Here is a 20293-nt window from a genome sequence, read left to right as displayed (position 1 = left end):
CAGCTTGGACCTGACCGGGGACCTGGCGGGGGAGTGGGCGGCTCTCATGCTTTTTCCGTTCTCCACGCGAGACGTGCGAAATTCGAGACCCGTTATCGATCCATTAGGGTTAACGGGCGGTAAAACGCGCGACATTTCTTGCAAAAAGCCGATCCGTAACCGCCGGTCGGGCAGCTTGGCCGATGGTAAAGGAAGCGTCACCGGGGCTTTAACCCTTGCGTTACCATGTTCGTTTACCTTCCGGGCGAGTAGAAGTTTGGAGTTCGCCCATGTCAGTCTCGCCCGCACCGCAACAGGATGTGGATATCGATCTCGGTCGGCTTCTCAAGGCCGTCTGGGAACGTCGGGTGCTGGTCGGCGGGCTGACCGCGGCGGCGGCGGGGCTCGCCTTCGTGGCGACCGGCATGATCAGTCCGCTCTACAAGTCGGAAGCGCGGTTGCTGATCGAAACCCGCGAGCCGGTCTATACCAGCGAACAGGCGGCGCAGAACGCCAATGCCGCGCTCGACGAGCGCGCGGTCACGAGCCAGGTGGAGATCCTGCAGTCGACCGACCTGTTGAAGAACGTGGCGCGCGAACTCGACCTGTCCGGGCGCACGGAATTCGATCCCGCCGCCAATCCGTCCGCCATCGGCGATCTCATGGTCATGCTCGGGCTCAAGAAGAACCCGCTCGACGTGCCCGCGGAAGAGCGCGTGCTCAAGCAGGTCAAGAAGAAACTCGAAGTCTATGCCGTGCCCGGTTCCCGGGTGATCGGCATCGAGTTTTCCTCGCGCGACCCGGCGCTTGCCGCGCAGGTGACCAATGCGCTGGTCGATGCCTATCTCGCCTCCCAGTCGGAGGCCAAGCGCGAGAACAACACCGATGCCAGCGCCTGGCTCGAGCCGGAAATCGCCAGGCTGCGCGAGAAAGTGCGTGAATCGGAAGCGAAAGTCGCCGAATACCGCTCGCAGAAGGGGCTGCTGCTGGTCAACCAGCAGGACACGATCGCCGCCAAGCAACTGGCCGACATCTCCACCGAGCTGAGCCGCGTGCGCGCGGAACGCGCCGATTCCGAAGCGCGCGCCCAGTCGGTCCGCAATGCGCTCAAGAACGGCCAGGCCGTGGATGCGGTTTCCGATGTGCTGAGCTCGCCCGTGGTGCAGCGGCTGCGCGAAAGCGAGGGCAATATCCGCGCCCAGATCGCCGACCTGTCGACCACGCTGCTCGACGCCCATCCCCGCATGAAGGGGCTGCGCGCGCAGCTAAGCGATGTCGAGGCCCAGCTGGTGAGCGAGATCCGCAAGGTGCTGTCGAGTCTCGAAGGCAATGCCCGCGTGGCGCAGCTGCGCGAGGAGGAACTCGTGGGCCAGTTGAACGCGCTCAAGGCCGGCTCCGGCCGCGAAGGCGAGGAGGCGGTGGAACTGCGCTCGCTCGAGCGCGAAGCCGCGGCCCAGCGCGATCTTCTCGAGACCTATCTCAGCCGCTACCGCGAAGCCGCCTCGCGCACGGAGCCCAAGGCGCTGCCGGCCGATGCGCGGCTGATCTCGGGCGCGGTTGCGGCCTCCGAATCCTATTATCCCAAGACCGTGCCGATCATCATCGTCGCGGCGCTTGCCACTTTCCTGCTCTCGGCGATCGGGGTGATGCTGGCCGAACTGTTCTCTGGCCGCGCGTTGCGGCCTTCCTCCGGGCTGATCCGCGACCCGGCCGAGATGCGCGATGGTGCCGTGGACGAGGAGCCGGCAAAGCCTGCTGCGCCGGCAGAAACTGTGGCTGAACGGCCGACCCTCGCCGCGCCGGTGATTGCAAACGATGCCGACGATTTCAGCGTCGAGGCGGTGGCCGACCAGCTTATCTCCGCGCGCACGCCGGTTGCCGTCTGCGTCTCGCCCGAAGGCGACGAGGGATCGGCGGCCGCGGTGATGCTGGCGCGCACGGTGGCGGGCGAGGGGCTCCAGACACTGCTGATCGACCTGAGCGGATCCGGCTGCCCGTCCGAACTGATGGCCGAATCCATGCGGCTGCCGGGCCTGACCGACCTGATGTGCGGCCATATCTCGATCGCCGAATCGATCCATCCCGACCGGCTGTCCCCGGCCCATGTCATTCCCCACGGCAACGCCAATGCCCGCCGCGCCATGCGCGCGGTCGACCGGCTGCCGATGGTGATCGCCGCGCTGACGGAGGCCTATGACCTGGTGATCGTCGAGTGCGGTGCCGCGGACGCGGCATCGGTCGCGCGCATCGCCCGCACCGAGGGGGCCGAAGTGGTGCTGTCGGTGCTGCATTCCGAAGAGGACGAGGTGGCGCGTTATCTGGTCGATTTCAACGCACAAGGCTTCGAAGGCGTGTTGCTGATGACGCCGGTGGAGCCGGCCGGTCCGGCAGGACATCGCCGCTCGGTCGCCTGAGGGGCGCGGACCGGGCAAGCCCCTGCGCCGTGCATCGCCGGCCGGTCGGGGCGACTATTTTTCCGGGTCAGTCCGTTTCGGGTGCGCTCGCGGGTTTTCTTACCGTCAGCGCCCGCAGCCGCGCCGCGACCGCGTGCAGTGCCGGGGAGGTCTTGATCGCGCGCTTGGCGCCGATTGCCGCCGCGATCAGCGGTGCCGCCAGCCGGCCCTTGAACGTGAGCGGCGCATAGCAATCCACGAGTTCCGTCCGGCAGGGGCACCAGGAGCGCTTGTAGAGCTGGTCGCCGACGCCGAAATCGAACACCGCGTGGCCTGCCGCCGAGGCCCGCTCGATCATCCGGAAGAACAGAAGCTCGCCGGCGCTCGCGTCGGGGACGATGGTCTCGTCAATCGAGCCGAACTGACAGGTGACGTGCCGGTGCTTGAGGGTGAGCCCGGCAACCGCGATGATCTCGCCCTCGTGTTCGCCGCCGGCAAGCTCGATCCCGTGCAGCTCGAGCGCGCGATGGCCTTCATCGGTCCGCGTCGTGGCAAGTTCGGTGAGAAACGCGCGCACGCCGGGGCTTGAGAACACATTGGGCAGGCCCTGCGAGGCAAGCCGCACCGGCTTTTGCGCCAGGAACACGTTGAGCAGGCGCAGCGCCTGGGCATCGTCCTCGCCGATCAGATGCCGGTAGCCGCCGATGGCCTCGAGCCGGCGCTCGGAGACGCGGAATTTCTTGCGCCGCCGCTTGGCGTTGATCTGGGCGAGCACCTGCGTGAAATCCGCAAACAGCGGCAGCTGGAAACTCGGGTTCTGGTGGATCACGCGCGACAGCGCCGAAAACGGTGGCCGGGCGGCCCCCTCGGGCGTCATCTTGTCGAACAGCACGATGTCGGCGGCAAGCCCGGCGCGGACCAGGGCCGCGGCAAGCGTGCCTGCCGGCACCGGCGCGACCGATGCGGCAGTCGCGAGATCGATCAGCCCGGTGTTTTCGTTCGAATAGGCGGTGCCGGCAAAGCGCGCGATCCGCAGGCCGCCGATGCGGGCGATCTCAAGCGGCAGCAGCGCGAAGGGTACGCCGTCCTGGTCGAGCGTGACGATCGAGATGGGGCCGGAGGAGGTCCTGGCCCAGGCCTCGACCCAGGCGCGGCTCTGGTGGAAACTCATCGCCGGCTCGGCTTCGAGCCGCTGCCACAGGGCGCCCGCGGCATCGATGTCGGCCGAAAGACGCGCCGTCAGAAGGCCTGCACGCGCACCCGCGCGCGATCCGGCGGCCGTCCGGGCGATCGGTGCGTCGATCTCGTGTGTGCTCGCCATGGTTCCAACGCTCGCAAAATCTCGGGACTCTGGCGCAGAGCATGGGCGCGCTCCCGCAAAATTTCGGTAAAGCGCGTGTCGACCGCGGCAAAAAGCCGGGGCTTGGGTTAATGCGGAATGAAGATCGGCGCTGTCGCGCTGCCGCGCGGCGCCCCGGTTCAGCGCTGTTTCGGGCGCGGCGGGCCTTCCATCCAGCGGATGACGAGCATTGCCGGCACGATCCAGAGCAGGCCGGTGAACAGGAAATAGGCCAAGTGCACGTACCACTGCGACTCGGCCAGCTTGTAGGTGGCGATCGTATTGGCCACCAGCGCATAGACCACCACCAGCACGATGATGATCAGGGTTCCGATGAACTTTCTGAGGCGGACAGGCATGACGAGGCTTCTTTCAGGGTTGCCTCCTCAATAGCGCCTCTGCCGCTGAATGCAAGGCTTGAGCGGGCGATCGCGTCTGCCGCGACGGCATGCCGCAAAGGGCTTGCCTTGCCAGAAGGGGTGGTGCACATGTCTCGCAAAGTTCGAGGGAACCCACTGACGATGACGACGAATTCAGTTCTGCCGCTTGCCGAAGCCGAGGCTTCCGGCGCCGGTCTCCGTGAAGCCCGCAAGACCGCTTCCGTGCTCGCGGCGGAACGGCGCGTGCGCGCCAACCGCCTGGCCCAGCGCATCTGGCTGGGAGCGGTGCTCGTGGCGATCTTCGCGCTGGTGCTGGTCGGCGGCGCCACGCGCCTGACCGACTCGGGCCTGTCGATCACCGAATGGAAGCCGATCCACGGCGTGATCCCGCCGCTGAGCGAAGCGGAATGGCAGGAGGAGCTCGAACTCTACCGCCAGATCCCGGAATATCAGCTGATCAACAAGGGCATGAGCCTCGACGCCTTCAAGCGCATCTATTGGTGGGAATGGGCGCACCGGTTCCTGGCGCGCACCGTCGGCGTGCTGTTTGCGCTTCCCTTCGTCTTCTTCCTGGTCACCGGGCGCATCGAAAAGCGCCTGCGCTGGCCGCTGTTCGGACTTCTGGTTCTGGGCGGACTGCAGGGGGCCGTGGGCTGGTGGATGGTCGCTTCCGGGCTGGTCGACCGGGTCGATGTCAGCCAGTACCGGCTCGCCACCCATCTCACGCTCGCCTGCCTGATCTTCGCGGCGATCGTCTGGGTGATGCGGGGCCTTGCACCGCATTCGCCCGATCCGGTGCCGAGCGACGGCCTCCGGCGCGGGGCAGGGGTGCTGGCGCTTCTCGTGCTGGTGCAGATCTATCTGGGCGGCCTGGTGGCCGGGCTCGATGCCGGGCTGGCCTCCAGCACCTGGCCGCTGATGAACGGTGCGCTGGTGCCCGACGGCCTCATCGAAATCGTGCCGGCCTGGCGCAATTTCTTCGAAAACGCCCTGACCGTGCAGTTCGTGCACCGGATGGGCGGTTATCTGCTGTTCGCGCTCACGCTCTGGCACATGCTGGCTGCGCTCGCGCGCGGACAGGGCACGACCCACAGCCGCCGCGCGGTGGTGCTGTTCTGTCTCGTCGCGGTGCAGGCGCTGATCGGCATCAGCGTGATCCTGACCCAGGTGCCGTTCAGCCTGGCGCTCGCGCATCAGGGCTGGGCCGTGGTCGTGCTCGGCTTCGCCGTCGCCCACTGGCGCGGCTTCCACGGCGCCTATCCGATGGAAACCGAAGTCCGCGTCGGGCATTGACCAGGGGGGCATCCCGTCCCCGGCCGCCGCAACGCAACACGGGAGACCGCACATGGCCCTTTTCAAGCCCTCGACACGCCGGCGCTACCGCGCAGACCCCAAGGCCTATGCGCGCTTCGAGCTGGCCTACACCATGGTCGATGTCATGGCCGCGGCCCTGTTCGTGATCGGGTCGGTGATGTTCTTTTCGGAGGCCTGGCAGACGCCGGGCACCTGGTGCTTTCTCGTGGGCTCGGTCTGTTTCGCGCTCAAGCCGACGCTGCGCATCATCCGCGAGGTCCGCTATTACGAGGACAGCGACTTCGACGATCTCGTCGAGCGGTACGAACGCGGCCACTGAGCCATCCCGCCCCGGACAGGCTCGGCCTTGTGCAACGAACCCGTTTCGGGGCGCCGGAGCCGGGTGCGCCTCCCACGCGTCCGAACTGGCGCACACTGCACCGGGCCGCGCCGACATTCGGCCCGGCATCAATCATGCGGACAGGGCGCGTGGCGTCGGACCTGGGGCTCAGCCGCCGATCATCAGGTTGAGGTTCTGCACCGCGGCGCCGGATGCGCCCTTGCCGAGATTGTCGAGCGAGGCCACCAGATTGACCTGTCCCGCGCCTTCGGTCCCGCACACATAGAGCTTCATCCGGTCGGTGCCCTTGAGCTCTTCCGGATCGAGCCGCGCAAGGCCAGCGCTTTCGGCGAGCGGCACGACGCTGACGATCTCGCTGCCGCGGTAATGCTGCGACAGTGCCGCATGCACGTCGCCCATCGACGGCGCGCCGGTCATCAGGTCGAGATGCAGCGGCAGGTTGACGAGCATGCCCTGCGCGAAGCGGCCGACGGCAGGCGTGAACACAGGCCGCCGGGTGATGCCCGTATGCCGCATGATCTCCGGCACATGCTTGTGCGCGAGCGTCAGGGCGTAGGCGAAATAGGGTGCGGTGATCGCGTCCTCGCGGGTGGCATCCTCCATCTGCGCGATCATCTGCTTGCCGCCGCCGGTGTAGCCCGACACCGCGTTGATGGTGACCGGATAGTCGGCCGGCAGCAGCCCGCAGGCCACCAGCGGCGCGATCAGCGCGATCGAGCCGGTCGAGTAGCAGCCGGGATTGGAGACATATTGCGCAGCCGCGATCTTCGCCGCCTGTCCATCGGCCAGTTCGGCAAAGCCAAAGGTCCAGTCGGGATGGGTCCGGTGCGCGGTGGAGGCGTCGATGAAGCGGGTGCCGGCACCTTCCGCCAGCTTGACGGATTCGCGCGCTGCGTCGTCCGGCAGGCAGAGAATGGCGATATCGGCTTCGCGCAGGAACTGGGTCCGCACGTCCGCGTCGCGCCGCTTCTCGGGCGGCATCGACATCAGCTCGATATCGCTCCGGTTTTGCAGCCGCTCGACGATCTGCAGGCCTGTGGTGCCGTGTTCGCCGTCAATGAAAATCTTGGGAGCCATCGGGCCTCTCCGTTCATGCATGAAAATCAGGGACTTGGTCCGGCTTTCGGACTCGATGTCCGAACCGGCGGTTAGAGCGCGCTGGTGTTATCGTCGCGAGCGGCGTTCTGCGAGAAGTCCGAGATAATGCATGGCGACGGCGGCTCCGGCTATCGCGGTGATGTCCGCGTGATCATAGGCTGGCGCGACTTCTACAATATCCGCGCCCTTGATATCAAGAGCCCCGAGTTTGCGCAGCACTGAAAGCATGCGCGCGCTCGAGGGGCCGCCGGCCACCGGCGTGCCGGTGCCGGGCGCATAGGCCGGATCGAGGCAGTCGATGTCGAAGGTCAGGTAGCAGGCCGCATCGCCGACATGGTCCAGGATCGTCTCCGCAATCTGGGCCGCCGTCATGTCCTCGACCTCGTGGCCGTAGAGGATGCGGATGGCGCAATCCTCGGGCGCATGGGTGCGGATGCCGACCTGGATCGAGCGGGCAGGGTCGATCACGCCGTCGCGCACGGCGCGGCCCACGAAGGAGCCGTGGTCGATGCGCTTGCCGTCGTCGTCCCAGGTGTCCTGGTGGGCGTCGAACTGCACGAGCGCCAGCGGCCCGTGTTTGGCGGCATGCGCCTTGAGCAAGGGCCAGGTCACGAAATGGTCGCCGCCCATCGACAAGAGAAACGCGCCGGAGGCGAGGATCTTCGCGGCCTCGCGCTCGATCGTCGCCGGCGTCTTCTGGTGGTTGCCGTAGTCTAGCAGGCAGTCGCCATAGTCGATCACCGCCATCGCCTCGAACAGGTCGCGGTCGAACGGGTATTGCGGATCGTTGTCCATGATCGCCGAGGCGCGACGGATCGCCTGCGGGCCGAAGCGCGCGCCGGGGCGGTTCGACACGGCGGCGTCGAACGGAATGCCCCAGACCACCGCGTCCGCGCCCTTGAGCGTCTTGGTGTATTTGCGCCGCATGAACGACAGCGCCCCGGCATAGGTCGGGTCGCTCGCCGCGCTGGTGAGCGAGCGCGAGGTGAAGGCGTGATCGATGGATTTGCTGGCCATGCTGCGGTTCCCGGGGCGATAAGGTGTTGGCAAGCTGTCTACCCCATCCGGAGGCCGGGATAAAGCAGCGCGGGCCGGCGCGCAGCCCCGCGGTTAAGGTTAAGCGAGGTTTTGCGGCGCAGGCGCGCGCGCGCGGTGGTATGGAGCATGGCCCAACGATCCGGACACGCCGCCCTTGACCGCCCCATCGCTGCCCGCATCCAGACCCGAGACGCTTTATCCCGTGCAGTATCTGCGCGCGGTGTCGGCGCTCGTGGTGATGCTGTTCCATGTTTCGGTGCTCTCGCAGGAGACCTGGGGCCTCGACCCGCGCCGCGTCGATCATGTCGGCGCCGCCGGCGTCGACCTGTTCTTCGTCATCTCCGGCTTCATCATGGCGATGATCATCGACCGGCCCGGGCCGTTCGACGCCCGCCAGTTCTGGATCCGGCGCATCGCCCGCGTGGCGCCGGCCTACTGGGTGATCAGCCTGCTGGTGTTCGTGCTCGCGGCGGCCGTGCCGAGCCTGTTTCATTCGACCACGGCCGATCTTGCGCATCTGCTCGCCTCGCTGTCCTTCCTGGCGGTCGATAGCGGCAACGGCTCGACGGGACCGCTGCTGGTGGTGGGCTGGACCCTCAATTACGAGATCTTCTTCTATGCGCTCGTCGCGCTGACGGCCGGCCTGTTCGGCGACCGGCGGCTGATACTGGCCGCGGTCGCGATCCTGGGCGCCGTCGGGGCCGGGATCGTATTCGCGCCGGCCAATCCGAGCCTCGCCTTCTACACCGACCCGATCCTGCTCGAATTCGTGTTCGGCATCCTGGTCTACCGGGCCTGGCGCATGACGGAGGGCGGCGCGCTCGCGCCGCTTGCCGCCTTCCTGCTCGGCGGGGTGCTGCTGGTGGCGCAATGGGAGCGGCCGCTGGTGGACTGGCGCCCGCTGTTCTGGGGCGTGCCCGCGGCGGCGGTGCTGTATGGCGGGCTGGGCGTGCTGACCTTCAGGAGCAGGTTTCTGGCGCGGCTCGGCGACTGGTCCTACGCGGTCTACCTCACCCATCTCTTCGTCATCACGTTCTACATCAAATACGTGATCCCGACCGCGCCGTTCAACGCGCTGCCCTGGATGCTGCATTATCTGGCGATGACCGTGCTCACCTTTGCGGTGGCGGCGGGGTACTTTTCCATCGTCGAACGGCCGCTGTCGCGCTGGACGCTGCGCAGGCTCGATCCCGCGGCGCGGGCCGTAGCCGCACCCGCCGAGCGCCCCGCGATCACTTGACGGTGGGCAGGCCCTCGTTCTGCCAGCCCGAAAGCCCGGTCGAGACATTCATCACGTTGCGGTAGGGCGATTGCGCAAGCGCCTGCATCAGCTTGCCGCTGCGGTTGCCCGAGCGGCAGTAGATCAGATAGGTCCGCGCCGGATCGAGCGTGACGAACTGCTGGATGAAATCCCGGGCGTAGAAATCGATATTGGTCGCGCCCTCGATGTGCCCTTCGGCAAATTCCTGCGGCGTGCGGATGTCGATGATGGCGATCGACGGGTCTGCCTCAAGCGCGGCATAGGCCTCGCGCGGGGTGACGTTGCGCAAGCCCTCCTGGGCGAGGGCGAGGCAGGGGGCGGCCAGCACCAGCGCTGCGGCGGCGAGAACGAGGCGCCGGGTCAATTCCGCAGCCATGATGGATCTCCTTGAGTCTGTGTTCGCCCCTCATGATAGCGGGCCGCGCTCGCGCTTCAAAGCCGCGGATGTCGCAGCACAAAAAAAGACGGGGCCGAAGCCCCGTCTCGCAATCTCGCAGGTTCTGAAAGCGCGACTTAGCGCTTGGAGAACTGGAAGGACCGGCGGGCCTTGGCCTTGCCGTACTTCTTGCGCTCGACCACGCGGCTGTCGCGGGTCAGGAAGCCGCCCTTCTTGAGAACCGCGCGCAGGGCGGGTTCATAGTAGGTCAGCGCCTTGGAGATGCCGTGGCGGACTGCGCCGGCCTGACCTGAGAGGCCGCCGCCGGTGACGGTGCAGACGACGTCGAACTGGCCCTGGCGGGCAGCGGCGACGACCGGCTGCTGCACGACCATCTGCAGCACGGGACGGGCGAAGTAGGTGACGAAGTCACGGCCGTTGACGGTGATCTTGCCGGTGCCGGGCTTGACCCAGACGCGGGCGATCGCGTTCTTGCGCTTGCCGGTGGCGTAGGACCGGCCGAGATCGTCGACCTTGCGCACGTGGACCGGTGCGGCGGGCTCGGCGTCGGCGGCCTTCACGGATGCGCCGAGCTCCTCAAGCGAATTGAGTTCAGCCATGTTCAGGCGCTCCTTTTGTTCTTGGGATTGAGCGAGGCGACGTCGAGGACGGTCGGCTGCTGGGCTTCATGCGGGTGCTCCGAACCGGCGTAGACGCGCAGGTTCTTCATCTGGCGACGGCCGAGCGGGCCGCGCGGAACCATGCGCTCGACAGCCTTCTCGATGACGCGCTCGGGGAAACGGCCTTCGAGGATCTGGCGCGCGGTGCGCTCCTTGATGCCGCCCGGGTAGCCGGTGTGCCAGTAGTACTTCTTGTCGGTGTACTTCTTGCCGGTCAGGACGGCCTTCTCGGCGTTGATGATCACGACATTGTCGCCGTCGTCAACGTGAGGGGTGTAGGTGGCTTTGTGCTTGCCGCGCAGGATGTTGGCGACAATGGTGGCGAGACGGCCGACGACCAGGTCGGTTGCGTCGATCACGACCCACTTCTTGTCGACCTCTGCAGGCTTCTGCGTAAAGGTTTTCATGGAGTTCTCTCTTCAAGTCGGGATCCGGTTCGGCATCTGCCGGGGCCGGACGTTTCTTGTTGCTTGTGTTGGCTCCGTGCCGGTCTCCGGCCATGATCCAACCCCGCGCCGCCCCGAGGGATGCGAACGCTGCGTGCTTATAGGCGAGGCGCAAAATCGCGTCAAGCAGCGCCATTCGGGCGCCATCATAAATAGTCTATGAAAAACAATGATTTAGGTATGCGGTATTATAATACCGTATCGGCTGGCGGTTTTTGCGTCAGCCGCGCGGCGGAATCGAGTAGGTCGCGGTCGCGTGCGCCACCAGTTCGCCGCCGGGATCGGTGATGGCGATATCGGTCACCACCAGCCGCTTGCCGAGCTTGAGGATGGTGGCGGTGGCGTCGAGCGGGCCGGGCTCGGGCTTCATCAGGAAGTTGATGTTGAGATTGGTGGTCACCGCCAGCGCGACGCGGCCGATATGGGCGAGAATCACCGCATAGGCGGCGAGGTCGGCGAGCATGAACATGGTCGGCCCGCTCACCGTACCGCCCGGGCGCAGGTGGCGGTGATCGATGTCGAGCCGCACCACCGTCGTGCCGGGCGAGACGGTCAGGACCGACAGATTGTCGCCATTCGCCTTGATTTGCGGAAACACATCATCGAGATAGGCCGAAACCTCGGACGCGGACATGACGGGCGTGGCCGGTGCGGTCATGGATGATCTTCCTGGACTGGGTGGCGGGCGGTCATTGGCTATCTTTAGCAGGTATGGGGACGTTGCAATGAAGTTTTTGGGCTCGACCTTCGAAGCCACGCGGGGCGTGCCGATGCAGCGGAACTTCACGCGGCCGATCCTCAAGCGCGAATACCGCGAGGCCATCGCTATGACGGAGGCTTCGGATTGCGATCTCGCCGACCTGTTCATGGAGGGCGTCACTGACACCAATGACGACGCAAGTTCGGTCCAGAGCCGGGGCGCGATGAAGTTCGTTGCGGTCGCCGACAGGATCGTCGGCGATTTCGAACAGGACCAGCGCCTGACCGACGACGACGTGGAGCGGATCGCGATGGCGCTCAACGCCTATCATTTCGCGGCCAACACCTTCCGCCGCCACCAGCAATTCGAATTGTCGGCGGATTTCTACACCGTCGCGGCGCGCGTCGGCTTCGCGCTGGCCAAATCGATCGATCGCCCCGGTGAGTTCGATGCGCGCCGGCTCGCCAGCCTGTTCGATCTGACCGACCGGTCCTACATGCGGGCGCGCGCGGTCTGCAAGGAAACCGGGGCCGATGACCGGGTGCAGCAGATCTTCATCGACAACCGCGATTTCCGGCTGCGGCGCGCGAGCCTCGAAAAGCACCGCTACCAGCAGCTGGTGTTGTCCTGCTGGCGCCTGCTGTCGGGTTACGGCACCAGCCTGCTGCGCATTTCGATGTCGTTCCTGATATGGGTCATGCTGCTGGCGCATGTCTATGTCTGGCTGCACGGCCTTGCCGCGCCCCGCTATCCCGCGGCGCTCTGGGAAAGCCTGCTGCAGACGCTCGGCGAAACCCGCTCCACCACCCCGAAATCGGTCTTCATCGACGGGGCGCTGAGGGTCTCGGGGTTTTTCTGGACCGCGCTGCTGGGGCAACTCATTCTGCAGCGCGTGCTGGCCCGGGCCTGAACCGGCCGGCAGGATCGCCGAACAACAACATGCTTGATCTCGGCCGCCTAGACGGGCCAGACTGGACCGAGATTGTCGCGAGGGAGCCCCATGACCGTTATCGAACTCAAGCAGGACGCGCCGGACCGGCTCGTCAGAACCAGGCGGCGCGGGCCGGTGCTGCGGCTGGAGATGAACAATCCTCCGGCCAACGCGCTGTCAATCGCGATGATGGAGGCGCTCAAGGCCGAGTTCGACGCGGCTGCCGGCGATGCGTCGGTGCGGGTGGTGATCCTCGCCGCGGCGACGCCCGGCAAGCTGTTTTGCGCCGGCCATGACCTCAAGGAGCTGACCGCCCACCGTGCCGAGGCGGACCGGGGCAGGGCGTTCTTCGAACGCACCATGAAGCTCTGCGCGGAGCTGATGCAGACCATCGTCCACCTGCCCAAGCCGGTGATCGCCGAGGTGGACGGGCTCGCCACCGCCGCCGGCTGCCAGCTGGTCGCCTCCTGCGATCTGGCGATGTGCACCGACACCTCGGCCTTCTGCACGCCGGGCGTCAATATCGGCTTGTTCTGCTCGACGCCGATGGTGGCGCTCAGCCGCAACGTCCACCGCAAGCAGGCGATGGAGATGCTGCTGACCGGCGAGACCATCGACGCCTCGACCGCCAAGGAATTCGGCCTCGTCAACCGCATCATGCCGCGCCAGTATCTCGATCAGGTCGTGCAGAAATATGCCGAGGTGATTGCGTCGAAATCGCCGCTGACGGTCAAGATCGGCAAGGAAGCCTTCTATCGCCAGGCCGAGATGTCGCTCGCCGACGCCTATGAGTACACGGCTTCGGTGATGGTCGAGAACATGCTCGCCCGCGACGCGGAGGAAGGCGTCGGTGCCTTCATCGCCAAGCGCAAGCCGGAATGGACCGGGGAGTAGTATCGAAATGGCAGTTATAAGGTCGTTTAAAGTAGGCAAGCGTAAACAGATTAGCCTTCATCCAACTGACGTTGTGGCGACGGTCTATTGTCACGAATGTGATGGCCGAAAAATCCTCCAGATTGATACGCATGGGTCGGATCATCGAGAGATTCCCGGCAAAGTCAGTCAAACAATTCAACTTGATCAATCATCCGCGCAAGAGTTGTTTGAGATGTTGAAGAAGGATTTTGGATTTCGATGATGTTTCAATCCCGAATCACCATGATCACCCTGGGCGTGGCGGATATCGCCGCCTCCACCGCGTTTTACGAGAAGCTCGGCTTCAGGCGGTCTTCCGCCTCCAATGACAGCGTGACCTTCTTTCACATGAAGGGCACCGTGCTCGGGCTGTTCGGCCGCGATGCGCTGGCCGAGGATGCGGGCCTCGCCCCGACCGCGCGACAGCCCTTCGAGGGCATGGCGCTCGCCCACAATCTGGGCTCTCCCTCCGAAGTCGACGAGGCCTGGGAGTTCACCGTCGGCTGCGGCGCTACCCCGGTCAAGAAGCCGCATGCCGTGTTCTGGGGTGGGTATTCGGGCTATTTCGCCGATCCCGACGGGCATCTGTGGGAACTGGCCCACAATCCCTTTGCGGATCTGGGCGAAGACGGCCACATGATGCTGCCGTAACCAGCCTTCCTGCGGCTGGTTGAGCCGGCGCCGCGCGCCAGGTGTCCGGATTACTCGGTGATCCGCAGCATCGGCCGCATGCGCATGAAATCGTCGAAGCTGGCATTGGCATCGCAGGCGATCACACGGCAGGTGGGGGTGTCGCGCGCCGGCACCGTGGCCCAGACGCCGATGCTGTTTCCGGGGCATTGCAGCGACGAACCGACATAGCGGTCATAGATCGGCAGCCCGCGCTTGGAGGTGTGCCGCAGCACCGCGGCGCCTTCCTGCATCAGGGTGGCGCGGATATCGGCGCAGTCGGTTCTGGTGGTCTCGATGCGGCTGATGGCAAGGGCAGGGGCGGCGCTCAGGACGATCAACCCGAAAGCCAGCGTGGCGCGGGCAGATCCGAAACGGCGGCGGTCGGATGCAAGCATGGGGGGTCTCCGGACGGAATGGGTGCGGAATCTAGCGCCGACAGCCTGATGCCGCAATGTGTCGGGGATGGGGCAGCACCCGCGCCCGGCCGCTTGACGCATGGCCGGGCGGTTGCGACAACCGCAATGCTTCGGACCGACAGGCTGCCCATGACCCACGACCACTACGACAATTCCTATATTTCCGACATCCTGCGCACCGTCTCGACCATCGCGGTGGTCGGCGCCTCGGCCAATGACGTCCGGCCGAGCTATTTCGTGATGAAATACATGCTCGCCAAGGGCTACCGCATCATCCCGGTCAACCCGGGACAGGCGGGGAGGGAAATCCTCGAGCAGACCACCTATGCGCGGCTGGCCGACATTCCCGAGCCCATCGACATGGTCGACATTTTCCGCGCCTCCGACGCCGTCCCGGCGGTCATCGACGAGGTGCTGGCGCTTTCGCCGCTGCCGAAAGTGGTCTGGATGCAGCTGACCGTGCGCCATGACGAAGCCGCCGCCCGCGCCGAGGCGGCGGGCATCCGGGTGGTGATGGATCGCTGCCCGAAGATCGAATATGCGCGGCTGTCAGGCGAAATCGGCTGGAACGGCGTCAATTCCGGCGTGCTGTCGTCGCGCAAGCCGGTGATGCGGGCCGGCATGCAGAGCTATGGCCTGCGCGGCAAGCCGGGCGGGGCCGGCGACGGCGAGAGCTGAGGCGCGACCGTCGCGCGCCGATTTCGCGCCACAGTCCCGATGCAGGATGGGGCAGGCGGCCCGTGTCTTGAGGCTTGGCGGGCCGCTGGCCCCGGAAGGCCGTGCGGAGGGAGAGACCATGCTGCTGCTGTTCAGGCTGATGCGCAACACCGTGTTCGTGGCGATGCTGCTCGTCTCGCTCGCCAGCACCGCGGTCGGCATGGGCGTGTGGGCGGTCTCGCTCGCAGGCCAGGTCACCGCGATGACGGCGAGCGCTGCGGCCACGGCCATCGCCAACCGCAAGGCGATTGCCACGGCGGTGGCACGCACCAAGGCCAAGGCGCGGTTGCGCCGGGTGATGGTGGCGCTGCCGGTTGCGGGCCTGGCTGCGGCAGCGGTGTTCGAGCGGCAGGACTATCTCGAATGGAAAGAGGACAATCCCGACGGCGATCTCGAGGCCTATGCCTGCGAGCTTGCCGCGATCTCGGGCGAGGTGGTCGACGAGGTGCTCCAGGAGCTGCCCGCCGCGGTGCGTCCCCCGCCGGAAACGCTGCTGGCGCGGCTGCCCGCCTGCGCCGATCCGCAGGCGCTTGCCGATGCGGCCGCGCGGCTCGACGGCTGATCGCCGGCAAGCGACCCCGAACCGGCGTTCCTGTGGAACAGGTTTTCGCCGCCCGGTCCGAATAAAGCGGGATAGGGCCCCGCGCCGGGGTTCGCGCGCAAAAATCTTCTTTGACCGCGACGCGCACATGCGGGATAACCGCCTCCACATCCATTCTCGGGCACAAGGGAGACGTCCATGCCGAACAAACAGCCAGGTTTCGACACGCTAGCGATTCACGCCGGAGCGAAGCCGGATCCGGCCACCGGCGCGCGTACGACGCCGATCTACCAGACCACCAGCTACGTCTTCGAGGATGCCGATCACGCAGCCTCGCTGTTCGGGCTCAAGGCCTTCGGCAACATCTACACCCGCATCATGAACCCGACCCAGGCCGTGCTCGAGGAGCGCCTTGCGGCGCTTGAAGGCGGCACCGCGGCGCTGGCCGTGGCCTCGGGCCATGCGGCTCAGCTGCTGGTGTTCCACACCATCATGAGCCCGGGCGACAATTTCGTCGCCGCCAACCGGCTCTATGGCGGTTCGATCAACCAGTTCGGCCATTCCTTCAAGTCGTTCGACTGGCATGTGCGCTGGGCCGATCCGGCCGACATGGCCAGCATCGAGGCGCAGATCGACGAGCGCACCAAGGCGATCTTCATCGAAAGCCTCGCCAATCCCGGCGGCACCTTCGTCGACATCAACGCCATTGCCGAAGTCGCCCACAAGCACGGCCTGCCGCTGATCGTCGATAACACCATGGCCTCGCCCTACCTGATCCAGCCGATCGAGCATGGCGCCGACGTGGTGGTGCATTCGCTCACCAAGTTCATCGGCGGCCACGGCAATTCGATGGGCGGCGTGATCGTCGACGGCGGTTCGTTCGACTGGTCGAAATCCGGCAAATACCCGATGCTCTCGGAGCCGCGGCCTGAATATGGCGGCATGGTGCTGCACGAGACCTTCGGCAACTTCGCCTTCGCCATCGCCTGCCGCGTGCTGGGCCTTCGCGATTTCGGCCCCGCGATCTCGCCGTTCAACGCCTTCATGATCCTCACGGGCATCGAGACGCTGGCTCTGCGCATGCAACGCCATTCCGACAACGCGCTCGAAGTCGCCAACTGGCTCGCAGGCCACGACAAGGTGGCCTGGGTCTCTTATGCGGGCCGGCCCGAGCATGAAAACCATGCGCTGCAGCAGCGCTATTCGCCCAAGGGCGGCGGCGCGGTCTTCACCTTCGGCCTGAAGGGCGGCTACGATTCGGGCGTCAAGTTCGTGGAAAGCCTGGAGATGTTCTCGCATCTCGCCAATATCGGCGACACCCGCTCGCTGGTGATCCACCCGGCCTCGACCACCCACCGGCAGCTGACGCCCGAGCAGCAGACCGCTGCCGGCGCCGGCCCCGACGTGGTGCGCCTGTCGATCGGCATCGAGGACGTCAAGGACATCATCGCCGACCTCGAGCAGGCGCTCGCCAACGCCTGAGCGCGCTTGCGGCATCCTGTTTCGCGTTCGACGGCCCGGCGATCATCGCCGGGCCGTTTTTCATGGGGCACGAGGGTGCAAACAGGTTGCGGCCAACAAGAAGCGCTGCTTTGATGGGCTGGGGAGGGCCAATCCATGATCCGTCTGTTCTTTTTCGCCATGTGCCTCGTCGTCACCGCGGTGATGCCCGCGCGCACCCAGGTGCTGACCTCGATCCCGGCCGCGGCCGCCGACGACCCCAAGAGCTTCTGGGGGGCGGTGATGACGGAGTTCTACGGCCCCTATGACAAGCGCCTGAAATGCTGGAAGGGCACGGTAAAACAGGACACGCTGTGCATGCGCCCGCATGTGCTCGCGAGCGTGATGGTGGACGGCAAGCCCAGGCACTTCGTTGTCATGTCCGGCTATGCGCCCGGTCCCGACGGCGCGCGGCCGGATTGCCACGCCTGCGGCGGCAAGCTCGGGCTGGTGGTGCTCGCGCCGGCGGGCGAGCGGCTGGCGCTGGTTGCGCGCAACGATCTCGCCACGGATGCCGGGTCCTGGGGGAGCACACCGCCCGAGGAAGCCTTCCGCCTCGTGGAACTGGGCAAGGGAAACTACGGCTGGCTGATGGAGAGCGCCTATACCGGCCAGGGCTATACCGAAGGCGGGGTGTCGATTTTCGGCGTGATCGGCGACCGGGTCTTCGATCTCGGCTTCATCGGCACCTATGCCGACAATGGCGGCACCTGCGGTGACGGGATGGGGGCGTGCTACACGCACAGCTACGAGATCCTGGCCGACCCCGCATCTTCCGCCGAGCCGTTTGGCGACCTCATCGCCCGCAAGCTCGAGAGCACGCGCGGCGATACGCCCGACATGGTGCGGATCCCGTATGCGCAGGACACCCTGCGCTACGAGATGCCCGCCGCGCTGGAAGCCGCCCTCGGCAACTGAACCGCGGCGCAGTTGATCTGTCGCAACGCGCGGTTGGGTCTGGCGTGCTAGGGTGACGTTCTTTCCTGACGATGGAGGTTCCCCATGGGAACGAGCCCTTCGTGTTTGCCCCGCCGTGGCGGGGCCGGTCTGGTGAGGACGCTTTTATGCGCAATGCTGGTTACGGTCGCGCCGCTTGCGGGTCGGGCGCAATCGTCCGATCCGGACTGGCTCGACCGTCTTTCCCGGCAACTCGCCGCCGAGCGCGGCTGCGCGGTCGAGTATTACGTCAATATCGGCGAAAGCGAGCTTGCGGGACGCAGGACATTTCATGCGCGCGCCCAGTGCACCGACGGACGCCAGTTCGATGCGTCGCTGATCGAGCCCGCCGCGAGCTTCAGCCTCAGCGAATGCGGCGTTCAGCTGTGCTGACCCTCCGAGGCGCCGGCGGGCGTGCGGCTCTCCCGCGCCATCTCGTCGGCGAGCCAGGCCATGCCGTCGCAGAACCAGAGCTTGAAGACGGACGACAGCGCGGCGCCCGCAAAGGCGGCCCAGGGATCGAGCACCCACAGCCCGTAGGCGAGCGGCAGCAGGAAGAGCGCCGAGAGCACCGAGAGGATCATCGCCCGCCGGGCATGGCCCGGGGGAATCGGCCGGCTCCTGCGCGCAAGCCAGTAGCGCTCGCCGAGCACGGCGCGCGACGCCCAGTCGTCGAGCCTTTCGGGGGCGGGAAAGGCGCGCGGATTGTAGAAGGTCCAGGCGATCAGGGCCGCCACCGGCACGAGACACCACCAGCCGATCCACACCCGGCTCCAGATGGCAAGCGTGAGGAGCGCGAGCAGCGGCACCCGTGTCCAGAAGCTCCAGGGATTGGCATGGCGCGCCCAGGTGGCGTCATCCATGCTCATCGAGCTTTCGATTGCTTTGTCGAGGCGCATCGGCGCATGCTAGAGCACCGATCCAAGGGGAGCGAGGGGGCATGAGCACAAACACACTGGTTTTCGTCACGCCCGCGGTCGAGCCGGAGGTTTCCCGGCCCGATCCGGCCAAGCTGATATCGGGTCATCCGGTGCACACCACCTGGAACCTCGAGGAGCGCGACGGGCTCTATTGCGGGATCTGGCAGTCGACGCCGGGAAAGTGGAAGATTTCCTATGAAGAATGGGAATATTGCCGCATCCTCGAAGGGGTGTCGGTGATTTCAGAGGATGGCGGCGAAGCCGTCAGGGTCGCGGCGGGCGACAGTTTCATCTTGAGGCCGGGCTTCAAGGGAAGCTGGGAAGTGCTTGAAACGACTCGCAAGGATTATGTCATCAAGCTGTAGAGTAACGTCCGTGAACGATATGTCGCCGCTGTCCAAATCGCCGTTTCGCAAGCGTGTCCTGGTGTTCGGCGCCACCGGTACGATCGGCCGCGCAACCGTCAAGGCGCTGGTCGACCGGGGCCACGAAGTGGTGTGTTTCCTGCGTTCCAATGCCGGGTTCGGCGTCACCCACGAACCCGACGAATGCTCGCGGCTGCTGCACGGCGCGCTTTTGCGCTTCGGCGACGTGACCGATCCGGTGTCGGTCAACGAGGACGGGTTCCACGGCGAGAAATTCGATGTGGTGGTCTCGTGCCTGGCCTCGCGCAACGGCGTGCCGGAGGACGCCTGGGCGATCGACTACCAGGCCCATGTCAATGTGCTCAAGGCCGCCAGGGATGATGGCGTCGAGCAGTTCGTGCTGCTCTCGGCGATCTGCGTGCAGAAGCCGATGCTCGAATTCCAGAAGGCCAAGCTCGCCTTCGAGGCGGAGCTGATGCAGTCGGGCATGGACTATTCGATCGTCCGACCGACCGCATTCTTCAAGTCGCTGTCGGGCCAGGTCGAACGGGTCAAGCACGGCAAGGCCTTCCTGGTGTTCGGCGACGGGCGGCTGACAGCCTGCAAGCCGATCAGCGACCGCGACCTCGGCAATTTCATCGCCGACTGTCTCGACGATCCGGACTGCCGCAACCGGATCCTGCCGATCGGCGGGCCGGGTCCGGCGATCACGCCGCGCGAGCAGGGCGAATATCTGTGCCGGCTGATGGACCGGGAGCCGGACTTCAAGCATGTGCCGGTGGCGCTGCTCGATGTCGTCATCTTCGTCCTGAGCACGCTTGGCCTCGTCTCTCGGCGCGCCCGCGTGAAGGCGGAACTGGCCCGCATCGGCCGCTATTACGCGACCGAATCGATGCTGGTGCTCGATCCGAAGACGGGCCGCTATGACGCCGACGCCACGCCCTCGACCGGATCGGACACGCTGTTCGGTTTCTACGACCAACTGGTGCGCGGCAAGGCCAGGGTCGAGCGCGGCGAACACGCGGTGTTCTGAGCG

General features: G+C 66.0%; 24 protein-coding genes. 14 read left to right on the top strand and 10 right to left on the bottom strand.

Features of this window, described 5'->3' with window-relative positions:
- Positions 1 to 269 precede the first annotated feature (269 nt).
- Entirely contained in the window at positions 270 to 2393 is a 2124-nt protein-coding gene (locus AWJ14_RS16440) for a GumC family protein (protein ID WP_066181558.1), read from the top strand.
- Between the two features lie 67 nt (positions 2394 to 2460).
- Here the strand turns inward: AWJ14_RS16440 and AWJ14_RS16435 are convergent, their stop codons facing one another.
- The gene (locus AWJ14_RS16435; protein ID WP_066181552.1) at positions 2461 to 3693 is read right to left on the bottom strand and encodes a GNAT family N-acetyltransferase; all 1233 of its coding nucleotides are present in this window, start codon (positions 3691 to 3693) and stop codon (positions 2461 to 2463) included.
- A 158-nt stretch (positions 3694 to 3851) separates the two neighbouring features.
- Positions 3852 to 4070, bottom strand: a complete 219-nt coding sequence (locus tag AWJ14_RS16430) for a DUF2842 domain-containing protein (RefSeq protein ID WP_066181550.1) — start codon at positions 4068 to 4070, stop codon at positions 3852 to 3854.
- A 162-nt stretch (positions 4071 to 4232) separates the two neighbouring features.
- Between AWJ14_RS16430 and AWJ14_RS16425 the strand changes: the two genes are divergently transcribed.
- Positions 4233 to 5384 carry a COX15/CtaA family protein gene (locus AWJ14_RS16425; protein WP_083220313.1) on the top strand — a complete coding sequence of 384 codons (1152 nt, stop codon included), beginning with the start codon at positions 4233 to 4235 and terminating at the stop codon, positions 5382 to 5384.
- Positions 5385 to 5436: 52 nt separating this feature from the next.
- Positions 5437 to 5724 carry a YrhK family protein gene (locus AWJ14_RS16420; RefSeq protein ID WP_066181547.1) on the top strand — a complete coding sequence of 96 codons (288 nt, stop codon included), beginning with the start codon at positions 5437 to 5439 and terminating at the stop codon, positions 5722 to 5724.
- A gap of 168 nt (positions 5725 to 5892) precedes the next feature.
- Here AWJ14_RS16420 and argC read toward each other — a convergent pair whose 3' ends face one another.
- Positions 5893 to 6822, bottom strand: coding sequence for an N-acetyl-gamma-glutamyl-phosphate reductase (argC, locus tag AWJ14_RS16415; protein WP_066181544.1), 930 nt, complete (start codon positions 6820 to 6822; stop codon positions 5893 to 5895).
- Positions 6823 to 6909: 87 nt separating this feature from the next.
- A complete protein-coding gene (gene speB, locus AWJ14_RS16410) occupies positions 6910 to 7860 on the bottom strand; it encodes an agmatinase (RefSeq protein WP_066181540.1) in 951 nt (316 codons plus the stop codon).
- 175 nt (positions 7861 to 8035) lie between these two features.
- Here speB and AWJ14_RS16405 point away from each other — a divergent pair, with 175 nt between their 5' ends.
- Positions 8036 to 9121 (top strand): acyltransferase family protein, encoded by a 1086-nt coding sequence (locus AWJ14_RS16405; RefSeq protein WP_066181537.1) that lies wholly within the window; start codon positions 8036 to 8038, stop codon positions 9119 to 9121.
- On the opposite strand, the gene AWJ14_RS16400 is transcribed toward AWJ14_RS16405, so the two are convergent.
- The 4 genes from AWJ14_RS16400 to AWJ14_RS16385 all read right to left on the bottom strand — a co-directional run bounded on the left by AWJ14_RS16400 (position 9114) and on the right by AWJ14_RS16385 (position 11302).
- Positions 9114 to 9518 carry a rhodanese-like domain-containing protein gene (locus AWJ14_RS16400; protein ID WP_066181532.1) on the bottom strand — a complete coding sequence of 135 codons (405 nt, stop codon included), beginning with the start codon at positions 9516 to 9518 and terminating at the stop codon, positions 9114 to 9116. The genes AWJ14_RS16405 and AWJ14_RS16400 overlap by 8 nt on opposite strands.
- Before the next feature lie 137 nt (positions 9519 to 9655).
- Positions 9656 to 10138: a 30S ribosomal protein S9 gene (rpsI, locus tag AWJ14_RS16395; RefSeq protein WP_066181529.1), complete on the bottom strand. Its 483-nt coding sequence runs from the start codon at positions 10136 to 10138 to the stop codon at positions 9656 to 9658.
- A gap of 2 nt (positions 10139 to 10140) precedes the next feature.
- Positions 10141 to 10605, bottom strand: coding sequence for a 50S ribosomal protein L13 (gene rplM / locus AWJ14_RS16390; RefSeq protein ID WP_066181526.1), 465 nt, complete (start codon positions 10603 to 10605; stop codon positions 10141 to 10143).
- Positions 10606 to 10864: 259 nt separating this feature from the next.
- Positions 10865 to 11302 (bottom strand): PaaI family thioesterase, encoded by a 438-nt coding sequence (locus AWJ14_RS16385; protein ID WP_066181523.1) that lies wholly within the window; start codon positions 11300 to 11302, stop codon positions 10865 to 10867.
- Positions 11303 to 11369: 67 nt separating this feature from the next.
- Between AWJ14_RS16385 and AWJ14_RS16380 the strand changes: the two genes are divergently transcribed.
- The 3 genes from AWJ14_RS16380 (at position 11370) to AWJ14_RS16370 (ending at position 13841) form a co-directional block, all read left to right on the top strand.
- Positions 11370 to 12254, top strand: coding sequence for a hypothetical protein (locus tag AWJ14_RS16380; protein ID WP_066181520.1), 885 nt, complete (start codon positions 11370 to 11372; stop codon positions 12252 to 12254).
- A 90-nt stretch (positions 12255 to 12344) separates the two neighbouring features.
- Positions 12345 to 13169, top strand: a complete 825-nt coding sequence (locus AWJ14_RS16375; protein ID WP_066181516.1) for an enoyl-CoA hydratase — start codon at positions 12345 to 12347, stop codon at positions 13167 to 13169.
- A 243-nt stretch (positions 13170 to 13412) separates the two neighbouring features.
- A complete protein-coding gene (locus AWJ14_RS16370) occupies positions 13413 to 13841 on the top strand; it encodes a VOC family protein (RefSeq protein ID WP_083220324.1) in 429 nt (142 codons plus the stop codon).
- A gap of 50 nt (positions 13842 to 13891) precedes the next feature.
- Here AWJ14_RS16370 and AWJ14_RS16365 read toward each other — a convergent pair whose 3' ends face one another.
- Positions 13892 to 14257: a hypothetical protein gene (locus tag AWJ14_RS16365; protein WP_066181510.1), complete on the bottom strand. Its 366-nt coding sequence runs from the start codon at positions 14255 to 14257 to the stop codon at positions 13892 to 13894.
- 150 nt (positions 14258 to 14407) lie between these two features.
- Between AWJ14_RS16365 and AWJ14_RS16360 the strand changes: the two genes are divergently transcribed.
- From AWJ14_RS16360 to AWJ14_RS16340, 5 genes are all read left to right on the top strand, one after another.
- Positions 14408 to 14956, top strand: coding sequence for a CoA-binding protein (locus AWJ14_RS16360; protein ID WP_066181766.1), 549 nt, complete (start codon positions 14408 to 14410; stop codon positions 14954 to 14956).
- A 118-nt stretch (positions 14957 to 15074) separates the two neighbouring features.
- A complete protein-coding gene (locus AWJ14_RS16355; protein ID WP_066181508.1) occupies positions 15075 to 15557 on the top strand; it encodes a hypothetical protein in 483 nt (160 codons plus the stop codon).
- 177 nt (positions 15558 to 15734) lie between these two features.
- Positions 15735 to 17018 carry an O-acetylhomoserine aminocarboxypropyltransferase gene (locus AWJ14_RS16350; protein WP_066181506.1) on the top strand — a complete coding sequence of 428 codons (1284 nt, stop codon included), beginning with the start codon at positions 15735 to 15737 and terminating at the stop codon, positions 17016 to 17018.
- Between the two features lie 135 nt (positions 17019 to 17153).
- Positions 17154 to 17954 (top strand): hypothetical protein, encoded by an 801-nt coding sequence (locus AWJ14_RS16345; protein WP_066181503.1) that lies wholly within the window; start codon positions 17154 to 17156, stop codon positions 17952 to 17954.
- 153 nt (positions 17955 to 18107) lie between these two features.
- Positions 18108 to 18365, top strand: coding sequence for a hypothetical protein (locus tag AWJ14_RS16340; protein ID WP_066181501.1), 258 nt, complete (start codon positions 18108 to 18110; stop codon positions 18363 to 18365).
- Here AWJ14_RS16340 and AWJ14_RS16335 read toward each other — a convergent pair.
- A complete protein-coding gene (locus AWJ14_RS16335) occupies positions 18353 to 18871 on the bottom strand; it encodes a DUF6653 family protein (RefSeq protein ID WP_066181497.1) in 519 nt (172 codons plus the stop codon). The two genes, AWJ14_RS16340 and AWJ14_RS16335, sit on opposite strands and share 13 nt — an antisense overlap.
- Positions 18872 to 18912: 41 nt before the next feature.
- Between AWJ14_RS16335 and AWJ14_RS16330 the strand changes: the two genes are divergently transcribed.
- Positions 18913 to 19257, top strand: a complete 345-nt coding sequence (locus AWJ14_RS16330) for a cupin domain-containing protein (protein ID WP_066181493.1) — start codon at positions 18913 to 18915, stop codon at positions 19255 to 19257.
- A 61-nt stretch (positions 19258 to 19318) separates the two neighbouring features.
- The gene (locus AWJ14_RS16325) at positions 19319 to 20290 is read left to right on the top strand and encodes an NAD(P)H-binding protein (RefSeq protein ID WP_083220323.1); all 972 of its coding nucleotides are present in this window, start codon (positions 19319 to 19321) and stop codon (positions 20288 to 20290) included.
- Positions 20291 to 20293 lie beyond the last annotated feature (3 nt).

This window comes from Parahoeflea olei (genome assembly GCF_001703635.1).
GTDB classification, from domain to species: Bacteria; Pseudomonadota; Alphaproteobacteria; order Rhizobiales; family Rhizobiaceae; genus Hoeflea; species Hoeflea olei.
Note: the sequence above shows the minus strand (reverse complement) of the source record. Positions and strands in the feature narration are given on the sequence as shown.

Coding starts and splice junctions, on each gene's coding strand:
- argC (WP_066181544.1), bottom strand. CDS start 6,822: ATGGCTCCCAAGATTTTCATTGACGGCGAACACGGCACCACAGGCCTG.
- AWJ14_RS16360 (WP_066181766.1), top strand. CDS start 14,408: ATGACCCACGACCACTACGACAATTCCTATATTTCCGACATCCTGCGC.
- rpsI (WP_066181529.1), bottom strand. CDS start 10,138: ATGGCTGAACTCAATTCGCTTGAGGAGCTCGGCGCATCCGTGAAGGCC.
- AWJ14_RS16345 (WP_066181503.1), top strand. CDS start 17,154: ATGATCCGTCTGTTCTTTTTCGCCATGTGCCTCGTCGTCACCGCGGTG.
- AWJ14_RS16330 (WP_066181493.1), top strand. CDS start 18,913: ATGAGCACAAACACACTGGTTTTCGTCACGCCCGCGGTCGAGCCGGAG.
- AWJ14_RS16425 (WP_083220313.1), top strand. CDS start 4,233: ATGACGACGAATTCAGTTCTGCCGCTTGCCGAAGCCGAGGCTTCCGGC.
- AWJ14_RS16350 (WP_066181506.1), top strand. CDS start 15,735: ATGCCGAACAAACAGCCAGGTTTCGACACGCTAGCGATTCACGCCGGA.
- AWJ14_RS16380 (WP_066181520.1), top strand. CDS start 11,370: ATGAAGTTTTTGGGCTCGACCTTCGAAGCCACGCGGGGCGTGCCGATG.
- speB (WP_066181540.1), bottom strand. CDS start 7,860: ATGGCCAGCAAATCCATCGATCACGCCTTCACCTCGCGCTCGCTCACC.
- rplM (WP_066181526.1), bottom strand. CDS start 10,605: ATGAAAACCTTTACGCAGAAGCCTGCAGAGGTCGACAAGAAGTGGGTC.
- AWJ14_RS16370 (WP_083220324.1), top strand. CDS start 13,413: ATGTTTCAATCCCGAATCACCATGATCACCCTGGGCGTGGCGGATATC.
- AWJ14_RS16355 (WP_066181508.1), top strand. CDS start 15,075: ATGCTGCTGCTGTTCAGGCTGATGCGCAACACCGTGTTCGTGGCGATG.
- AWJ14_RS16440 (WP_066181558.1), top strand. CDS start 270: ATGTCAGTCTCGCCCGCACCGCAACAGGATGTGGATATCGATCTCGGT.
- AWJ14_RS16365 (WP_066181510.1), bottom strand. CDS start 14,257: ATGCTTGCATCCGACCGCCGCCGTTTCGGATCTGCCCGCGCCACGCTG.
- AWJ14_RS16435 (WP_066181552.1), bottom strand. CDS start 3,693: ATGGCGAGCACACACGAGATCGACGCACCGATCGCCCGGACGGCCGCC.
- AWJ14_RS16430 (WP_066181550.1), bottom strand. CDS start 4,070: ATGCCTGTCCGCCTCAGAAAGTTCATCGGAACCCTGATCATCATCGTG.
- AWJ14_RS16340 (WP_066181501.1), top strand. CDS start 18,108: ATGCTGGTTACGGTCGCGCCGCTTGCGGGTCGGGCGCAATCGTCCGAT.
- AWJ14_RS16385 (WP_066181523.1), bottom strand. CDS start 11,302: ATGACCGCACCGGCCACGCCCGTCATGTCCGCGTCCGAGGTTTCGGCC.
- AWJ14_RS16400 (WP_066181532.1), bottom strand. CDS start 9,518: ATGGCTGCGGAATTGACCCGGCGCCTCGTTCTCGCCGCCGCAGCGCTG.
- AWJ14_RS16375 (WP_066181516.1), top strand. CDS start 12,345: ATGACCGTTATCGAACTCAAGCAGGACGCGCCGGACCGGCTCGTCAGA.
- AWJ14_RS16420 (WP_066181547.1), top strand. CDS start 5,437: ATGGCCCTTTTCAAGCCCTCGACACGCCGGCGCTACCGCGCAGACCCC.
- AWJ14_RS16335 (WP_066181497.1), bottom strand. CDS start 18,871: ATGCGCCTCGACAAAGCAATCGAAAGCTCGATGAGCATGGATGACGCC.